The organism is Falsiroseomonas oryzae (genome assembly GCF_027856955.1).
In the GTDB taxonomy this organism is placed as follows: Bacteria; Pseudomonadota; Alphaproteobacteria; order Acetobacterales; family Acetobacteraceae; genus Falsiroseomonas; species Falsiroseomonas oryzae.
Genome location: NZ_JAPSMD010000486.1, coordinates 1 through 3,708 on the forward strand (window position 1 = coordinate 1; position 3,708 = coordinate 3,708).

At 69.6% G+C, this 3,708-nt stretch carries 3 protein-coding genes; all 3 read right to left on the reverse strand.

All coding sequences use genetic code 11. The annotated features are described in order from the left end of the window. Positions 1 to 192: hypothetical protein (locus tag OZN99_RS27500; RefSeq protein WP_408611956.1), on the reverse strand; the 192-nt coding region annotated here is incomplete at its 3' end. Between the two features lie 2 nt (positions 193 to 194). Further along, a complete protein-coding gene (fdh3B, locus tag OZN99_RS27505) occupies positions 195 to 794 on the reverse strand; it encodes a formate dehydrogenase FDH3 subunit beta (RefSeq protein WP_270938415.1) in 600 nt (199 codons plus the stop codon). A gap of 13 nt (positions 795 to 807) precedes the next feature. Next, a partial coding sequence (locus tag OZN99_RS27510) for a formate dehydrogenase subunit alpha (protein ID WP_270938416.1) occupies positions 808 to 3,708 on the reverse strand: 2,901 nt, incomplete at its 5' end.

The window sequence follows — 3,708 nt, forward strand, 5'->3', positions numbered from 1 at the left end:
CGCGCCGCCGGTCGGCGTCTGCGGTTCGCTCGTCTCGGGCTGCTGCGCGTTCGGCCCACCGCGCCCGGCGCCGGTCTCGGGCGCCGCGGACTGCACGGCGGGGGCGCCGCCCGGCAGCCCAGGCGCCTGCTGGGTCTGCTGTGCCCATGCCGGCGCGTACAACAGGACGAGAAGGAGGAGGAGCCTGCCCATGGTTAGCTCGCCTCGACCGTCGCGCGGTAGGCGGTGCGCCAGCCCCAGGCGCCGGAACCGAAGCCGCGCCGTGTCACGCGCTCGCGGTAGATGTCGGCGATGATCACCTGGTCGCCCGCCAGCAGCGCCTTGGTGCTGCACATCTCGGCGCAGAGCGGCAGCTTGCCCTCCGCGATGCGGTTGGAGCCGTATTGCGCGTATTCCGCCGGCGTGGAATCGGCCTGCGGGCCGCCGGCACAATAGGTGCACTTGTCCATCTTGCCGCGCCCGCCGAAATTCCCGACGCGTGGGTATTGCGGCGCGCCGAAGGGGCAGGCGTAGAAGCAGTAGCCGCAGCCGATGCACAGGTCCTTGTCGTGCAGCACCAGCCCATCCTCCGTGCCGTAGAAACAGGAGACCGGGCACACCGCGGCGCAGGGCGCATCGGTGCAGTGCATGCACGCCATGGAGATGGAGCGCTCGCCCGGCTTGCCGTCGTTGATGGTGACGACGCGGCGCCGGTTGATGCCCCAGGGCACCTCGTGCTCGTTCTTGCAGGCGGTGACGCAGGCGTTGCACTCGATGCAGCGCTCGCTGTCGCAGAGGAAGACGAGGCGGGCCATCTCTCGCGTCTCCTCAGGCCGCACGGATCTGGCAGAGCGTGACCTTCGTCTCCTGCATGAAGGTGACGGGGTCGTAGCCGTAGGTCGTAACGGTGTTGGCGCTCTCGCCCAGCACGATCGGGTCCGTGCCGGGCGGGTAGAACTTCCGGCGGTCCTCGCCCTGCCACCAACCGCCAAAATGGAACGGCATGAAGGCGACGCCGCGCCCGACGCGCTCCGTCACCAGCGCCTTCACGCGAACCCGCGCCTCGTTCTCCGGCCCCAGCACCCAGACCCAGCCGCCGTCGCGAATGCCGCGCGGGTCGGCATCGGCGGGGTTGATCTCCACGAACATGTCCTGCTGGATCTCGGCCAGCCACGGGTTGGACCGCGTCTCCTCGCCGCCGCCCTCGTACTCCACCAGCCGGCCGGAGGTGAGGATGATGGGGAAGTCGCGCGCAACGCGGTGGCTGCGCATCTGCACCGACAGGCCGAGATGCGGCACGCGGTAGCCGCGCCGGTCGCGCAGCGTCGGATAGGTGCCGCGCGGCGCGACCGCGTTCGGGTCGGAGGCCAGCACTGCCGCCTGGTCCGGCGTGGGGATCAGGTCGAGGCGGGAGGTGTAGATTGGTTCCCGGTGTACCGGCACGGCATCCGGCAGGTTCCACGCCACCGCGCGCGCCTTGGCGTTGCCGTAGGGCAGGCAGCCATGCTCCATCGCGACGCGGATGATGCCCATCGACAGGTCGGTGGACCAGGAGACGCGGTCCACGTTCTGCCCGCCGATGCGCTCGATCGTCGCCTTCTCCTCCGCGGTCAGGTCGTCGTACCAGCCGAGGCGCTTCAGCACGGCGACGGTGAATTCGGGATAGCCGTCCTCGATCTCCGAACCCTTGGAGAAGCTGCCCTCGGCCAGAAGGGTCTGGCCGTTGCGCTCCACGCCGAAGCGGGCGCGGAAGGTGCCGCCGCCATCCTTCACGTGCAGCTGCGTGTTGTAGAGGATGTGCGTGCCGGGATGCCGCCATTCCGGCTTGCCCCAGCAGGGCCAGGGCAGGCCGTAGTAGTCGCCGCGCACCTCCTCCGGCGCGTCCGGCCCGGCGCGCAGGGTGACCAGGTCGAAGTGCTCCTGGTGGCGCAGATGCGCCTTCAGCCGCTCAGGCGACTGGCCGGTGTAGCCGATCGCCTGCAGGCCGCGGTTCATCTCGCGCAGGATGTCGTCTGCCAGCACGCGGCCGTCCGTGACGCTGATGTGCTTGAACATCTCCCCGGCAAAGCCGAGCCGCTCTGCCAGCGCAAACATCACGTCGTAGTCGTTGCGGCTCTCGAAGATCGGCTCGACGATCTTGTGGCCCCATTGCAGCGCGCGGTTCGACGCGACGCGGCTGCCCTCCATCTCGAAGGAGGTGCACATGGGCAGCAGGTAGGTGCCGTTCCGCCGGTCGGAGACCTGCGCGTAGGTCGTGGGATGCGGGTCGGCGACGACCAGCAGCTCCAGCTTCTCCAGCGCCTTCACCGCTTCCGGCATGCGGCTGACGGTGTTGCCGCCATGGCCGAAGACCATCATGGCGCGCACGAGGTCGGGCTGCTCCACCTGGTCCTTCGGCAGCACCACCGCGTCGAACCAGCGCGTGCTGGTCAGCCCTGGCGTCTGCATCAGCCGCTCCGACGCGAAGCGGGCTTTCATCCACTCGTAGTCCACGTCCCAGACGCGGCAGAAATGACGCCAGGCGCCCTCGTCCAGCCCGTAGTAGCCGGGCAGAGTCGCGACATCGAGGCCGAGGTCGGTCGCGCCCTGGACGTTGGTGTGACCACGGAAGATGTTGGCCCCGGTGCCGGGCAGGCCGACATTTCCGGTGGCCAGCAGCAGGATGGAATAGGCGCGGACATTGGCCGTGCCGACCGTCTTCTGCGTCGCGCCCATGCACCAGATCAGCGTCGCCGGCTTCTGCGTCGCGAAGACCTGCGCGATGCGCCGCAGCTGCTCGCCGGGTACGCCCGTGACGCGCTCCACCTCCTCCGGCGTCCACTTCTCGACCTCGCGCCGCACCTCGTCCATGCCGTAGACGCGCTGGCGGATGAACTCCTTGTCCTCCCAGCCATTGCGGAAGATGTGCCAGAGGATGCCCCAGACTAGCGGGATGTCGGTGCCCGGGCGGATGCGCACGTATTCCGTGGCATGCGCGGCGGTGCGGGTGAAGCGGGGGTCGATGACGATCAGGTGGGCGCGGTTCTGGTCGCGCGCCGCTAGCACGTGCTGCATCGCGATCGGATGCGCCTCGGCCGGGTTGCCGCCCATGATGATCATGGTGCGGCTGTTGCGCAGGTCGTTGTAGCTGTTGGTCTGCGCGCCGTAGCCCCAGGTGTTCGCCACGCCCGCGACGGTGGTGGAGTGGCAGATGCGCGCCTGGTGGTCCACGTTGTTGGTGCCCCAGAAGGCGGCGAACTTGCGGAGCAGGTACGACGCCTCGTTGGTGAACTTGGCGCTGCCAAGCCAGTAGACGCTCTCCGGCCCGCTGCGCTCCCGGATGTCCTTCAGCTTCTCCGCGATCTCGTCCAGCGCCTGGTCCCAGGACAGGCGCTGCCATTCGCCGTCCGCCAGCTTCAGCGGCGTTCGCAGCCGCCGCCCGCCGAACACGATCTCCCGCACGCTCGCCCCCTTGGCGCAATGCGTGCCGCGGTTGATCGGGCTTTCCCAGGTCGGTTCCTGCCCGGTCCAGACGCCGTTCTGCACCTCCGCCGTGACGGTGCAGCCGACGGAGCAATGCGTGCAGATGTTCTTGATGCGCGTCACCGGCGTGGTGCGGTCCACCTGCGCGGTACTGCCGCCGGTTCCGCCGACCGCGGCGCGCGCGCGCTGCACAGGCAGCGCGCCGAGCGCCGCCAGCGCACCGGCGCCGTAGCCGGCGCGCGCGAGGAAATCGCGGCGGTCGAGCCC